Source organism: Amycolatopsis rubida, assembly GCF_900115345.1.
Taxonomy (GTDB): domain Bacteria; phylum Actinomycetota; class Actinomycetes; order Mycobacteriales; family Pseudonocardiaceae; genus Amycolatopsis; species Amycolatopsis rubida.
Genome location: NZ_FOWC01000038.1, coordinates 1 through 4,321 on the forward strand (window position 1 = coordinate 1; position 4,321 = coordinate 4,321).

The 4,321-nt window shown below is 67.7% G+C and carries 3 protein-coding genes, 1 rRNA gene and 1 pseudogene; 4 read left to right on the plus strand and 1 reads right to left on the minus strand.

Annotated elements, in window-relative coordinates:
* The 4 genes and pseudogenes from BM362_RS45985 to BM362_RS46000 form a co-directional block, all read left to right on the plus strand.
* Nucleotides 1–104, plus strand: a pseudogene (locus tag BM362_RS45985) (lipoate synthase); the annotation flags it as partial.
* A gap of 102 nt (nt 105–206) precedes the next feature.
* On the plus strand, nt 207–875 hold the full coding sequence (locus tag BM362_RS45990) for a DedA family protein (RefSeq protein ID WP_067595791.1): 669 nt from the start codon (nt 207–209) through the stop codon (nt 873–875).
* Nucleotides 876–932: 57 nt separating this feature from the next.
* Nucleotides 933–1,802 (plus strand): patatin-like phospholipase family protein, encoded by an 870-nt coding sequence (locus BM362_RS45995; protein WP_093577424.1) that lies wholly within the window; start codon nt 933–935, stop codon nt 1,800–1,802.
* A 132-nt stretch (nt 1,803–1,934) separates the two neighbouring features.
* Nucleotides 1,935–3,137 (plus strand): L,D-transpeptidase family protein, encoded by a 1,203-nt coding sequence (locus BM362_RS46000; RefSeq protein ID WP_067595795.1) that lies wholly within the window; start codon nt 1,935–1,937, stop codon nt 3,135–3,137.
* 1,094 nt (nt 3,138–4,231) lie between these two features.
* Here the strand turns inward: BM362_RS46000 and rrf are convergent.
* Nucleotides 4,232–4,321: ribosomal RNA gene (gene rrf, locus BM362_RS46005) — 5S ribosomal RNA — on the minus strand; the annotation flags it as partial.

Consider the following 4,321-nt stretch of genomic DNA (forward strand, 5'->3'; position numbering starts at 1 on the left):
CCCAGACCAAGGCCCACCGGGGCGAGGAACTGCCGGAGAACCTCGCCCACCTCGCCGCCGAAGGACCCGCAGCCCAAGAAGCCAGCAGCCTGCTGTCCCGCTGAACCCGTACCGATGAGGGGCCCCGGTTACGCACCGGGGCCCTTATTCGTCTCCAGGTCACCCGAACGTGGCACGCTATTCCCAAGAATCAGTAAAGTGATGGTGTGGCTTTAGTAACGGACATCCTCGACTGGTTGCAAGCACTCCCCCAGCCGGGCCTCGTCGCGGCAGCAGGCGGGCTCGTGCTGGCCGAGTGCACGATCGGCCTCGGCTTCATCGCTCCGGGCGAATCGGGCCTGCTGATCGCGGCGACCACGGCGACGTCCGTGCCCCGCTTCCTGACCCTGTGGGCGGTCGTCACCGTCTGCGCGGCGCTGGGCGATTCGATCGGGTACGCGCTCGGCCGGAGGTTCGGGCCGCGGCTGCGGGAAACGAAGCTCATCCGCACATACGGACTGGACGCCTGGGACAAGGCCGCCGGCGTTCTCGAACGCCGGGGCGCGTGGGCAGTGTTCTTCGCGCGGTTCCTGCCGGTGCTGCGCACCCTGACGCCAGCCGCGGCGGGAGCGTCGAACCTGCCGTTCCGCAAGTTCCTCCCCGCCACCGCCGCCGGCGCGTTCTGCTGGTCGCTCGTGCACATCAGCCTCGGTGCCGCGCTCGGCGAAGCGGCGAAGCAGGTCGAGAGCGCGATGAACACCGGGTTCCTCGTGGTGGCCGCGCTGGTCATCGGGGTGCTGGTGTTCTTCCTGCTGCGCATGAAGAAACGCAAGACCCTCGGCGTTTCCGCTTCGCCGGGCGAACAGCCGGAGGAGCCCGCCCGCACCGGCACTTGACCGAGCTCACCCGAAGTCACCCGCCCGGGAGCCGTTCGGCTGATTAGATTCGACCGTATGCAGGCACTAGACCTCCCGAAGCCGGTCGCGTTCGTCCTCGGCGGGGGCGGCAGTCTCGGCGCGCTGCAGGTGGGCATGCTGCAAGCCCTCGACGAAGCGGGCATCACGCCGGATCTGGCGGTCGGCACGTCCGTCGGCTCGCTGAACGCCGCGGTGCTCTCGCTGGCCGGCGACGACCGGCTCCGGCGGCTCCGCGACATCTGGGCGCACATGACGAAAGCCGAGGCGTTCCCCGGCGGCGTGCTGAGCCAGGTCCGGACGCTCCGGCACAGCAAGACCCATCTGTTCCCGAACACCGGCCTCGCCAAGATCATCGACGACCACCTCGGCGCCGGCCGCCGGTTCGAGGACCTGGCGATGCCGCTGGGCGTCGTCACCACCGACGTCGACACCGCCGAGCCGGTCCTGCTCACCTCCGGTCCGCTGCAAGCACCGCTCCTGGCGAGCTGCGCGATCCCCGGCATCTATCCGCCAGTCCCTTACGAGGACCGTCTCCTCTACGACGGCGGACTGGTCGCCAACGTCCCGATGCGGCAGGCGTTGCGCATGGGCGCGAAGTCGCTGGTCGTCCTGGACTGCGCGTTCCCCGGCAAAATGCCCGGCGCACCCCGGACGTTCGCCGAGGTGATGATGTTCACCGCGATGATCAGCATGCGCAACCAGGCCGTCCTGGAAGCACCGGTCGCCGCTCGGACAGTGCCGGTGGTCTATCTGCCGGGCCCGGCACCGGTCCAGGTGAGCCCACTGGACTTCTCGCGCACCGACGATCTGGCGTCGCAGGCCTACCACGCCGCCCGGGACCACCTGAAGGAACTGACCGTCGACGGCCCCGGCCTCTACGGCGCTCCCGGATTGCTGCGCCCCTGATCCGCGCGACCCGGAATTCGCGAGCGTGATCCGCGTCACCCCAATGCACCGATCCGCCGGTCGGGGCGTCTTTCCGATCGCGTAGTTTTGCAGTTGAACCTGCCGGTCCTGGACCCTCACAAAAGAGACATCATGTTCCCGAAGAAGACATTTTTTCCGCTCGCCGGAATTCTCGCGGCGACCGTGCTGCTTTCCGCCTGTTCCTCCGGGGACGGCGGCAGCGATGCCGGCACGCCCGGTGCGCCGGGCGGGTCGAGCCAGACCGCGACACCGGCGACGGTGTCGATCGAACCGGCCAACGCGTCCGGGATCAGCCCGAGCACGCCGATCGTGGTGAAGGCGGCGAACGGGAAGCTCACGGACGTCACGGTCACGAGTGCCAAAGGCAAGACCGTCGCGGGCGAGTTCTCTCCGGACAAGCTCAGCTGGACGACCACCGAGGTCCTCGGCTACGGCGGCACGTACCAGGTGAAGGCGCATGCCCAGAACGCGGACGGGAAATCCGTCGAACAGCAGGGGCAGGTGACCACGCTGTCGCCGAAGAAGCAGGCGAACGCGAACCTGATCCCGGCCCCGAACGCGGTGAAGAGCGCGGGCGTCGGCGTCGGCCAGCCGATCGTGTTCAGCTTCGGCGTCGCGGTGAAGAACAAGGCCGCTGTGGAGAAGGCGCTCACCGTCGAGTCGTCGCCGAAGCAGGACGGCAGCTGGTATTGGATCGACGACAAGAACGTCCACTACCGGCCGAAGGAATACTGGAAGCCCGGCACCACGCTGACGGTCAACGCGAAGATTTACGGCGTCGATTTCGGAAATGGCGTGTACGGAGCGGACGATCGCACCGAAACGTACAAGGTGCACGATTCGTGGATCGCGAAAGCCGACGGCAACAGCGAACAGATGCAGATCTTCCACAACGGTTCGCTGGTGAAGTCGATGCCGATCTCGATGGGCAAGGACGCGACCCCCACCCACCTCGGCCCGCACGTCATCTCGGACAAGCAGGCGAACTACACGATGGACTCCTGCACCTACGGCGTGTGCCCGCCGGACCCGAAGGCGTACCGCTCGAACGAGAAGTTCTCGGAACGCATCTCGAACGACGGCGAGTTCGTCCACGAGAACCCGAACAGCGTCGGACAACAGGGCAGCTCCAACGTCTCGCACGGCTGCATCAACCTGAACGCCGCCAACGCGGAGTGGTTCTTCACCAACTTCGGCCTGGGGGACGTCGTAGAAGTCACCAACTCGGGCGGCCCGCAACTGCCGGTGTGGGACCTGTACGGCGACTGGTCCAAGTCCTGGACCGACTGGCAGAAAGGCTCGGCCCTGAAGTAGCCCAGCAGCCCGGTTGGGGCTGGTCAGGGTCAGGGTTGAGGCCGAGGTTCGACTGAACGGTTCGACAGAGAAGGGTGCCGGAGCTTTCTTGCTCCGGCACCCTTTTCGCTGCCCAGGGACCGGCGCGGTTCCCCGGAGCCCGCCAGCCTGCCGCAGGATGGACCGCGAAGCCGACACTCGCGCCCCGTTCTCCTTGCCCAGAGCCCCTGACGCGACGCGGATCGAGGAGCAAACCTGGCTCCCGCGGAACGGACCGCGGAGACGAAGCTCGCGCCGGAGCGCTGATTCCATCGCCGGTGCTCCTGGCAGGGTTGTCGTCGCCTCTACCCAACCACCGCGCGCGCTGCTGCCAGGACCCCAGCTCCGTCGTGCCAGTGCCACCCACCCCATGCACTCCTGCACTGCGGTCGAGGACCCTCACGTCTCGTGCCGCCCACCGCTGCCTGCGCTGCGGGCAGGATTCCGTCGTCCCGCGCCGCCTATCGCCTGCGCTGCCGACCGAACTCCGTCGTCCCGCGTCGCCGTCGCATGCGAGGCGAGCAGGATCGGTCTTGCCCGCCTCGTGCCGCCCACTGCCTGCACTGCCGACAGAGTTCCACCGTCCCGCGCCGCCGTCGCATGCGCTGCTCGGTAGGCCCGGTCTCCGCATGGCTGCCCGTTGCCTGCCTGGACCCATCGCCACGTGCCGACCGTTGCCTGCGGTGGGGGCTGTGGCTTCCCCTCGCGTCGTCTCCCTGCCGCCGGCGCTGCGGGCTAGGTTCCGCTCCGCCTGTCTGCTCCCTGACGCTGACCGAGTTCCCTCGCATCGTCACCATGCTGCCAACTCCACAAGCCGGATGTCCTCGCATCCATGCGCACGACACGGAGACCTCTGCTGGCTCATCCCCTCTCGCCGCATAGGCCCCTTGAAGTGATCGCCGCTACAGCGCGGTCCAGCGCAAGTCTCCGGGAGACTCGCAGAAATAGCTTGGGCATGGTGAAGGCCCGGGTCCCCGTGGCGGGGTTCCGGGCCTTGTTTTGTCCGTGACATGAGTCTGGGCCCCGGGAGAACCCGCGGGGGGTTCTCGGACCGGGGCCCAGACTTCTCAGGTTGAGTTCGGCGGTGTCCTACTCTCCCACAACCCTTCGGTTGCAGTACCATCGGCGCAGTCAGGCTTAGCTTCCGGGTTCGGAATGGGACCGGG

Bases quoted from the DNA above. Each gene is read 5' to 3' on its own strand.
- BM362_RS45995 (WP_093577424.1), top strand. From the start codon at position 933: ATGCAGGCACTAGACCTCCCGAAGCCGGTCGCGTTCGTCCTCGGCGGG.
- BM362_RS46000 (WP_067595795.1), top strand. From the start codon at position 1,935: ATGTTCCCGAAGAAGACATTTTTTCCGCTCGCCGGAATTCTCGCGGCG.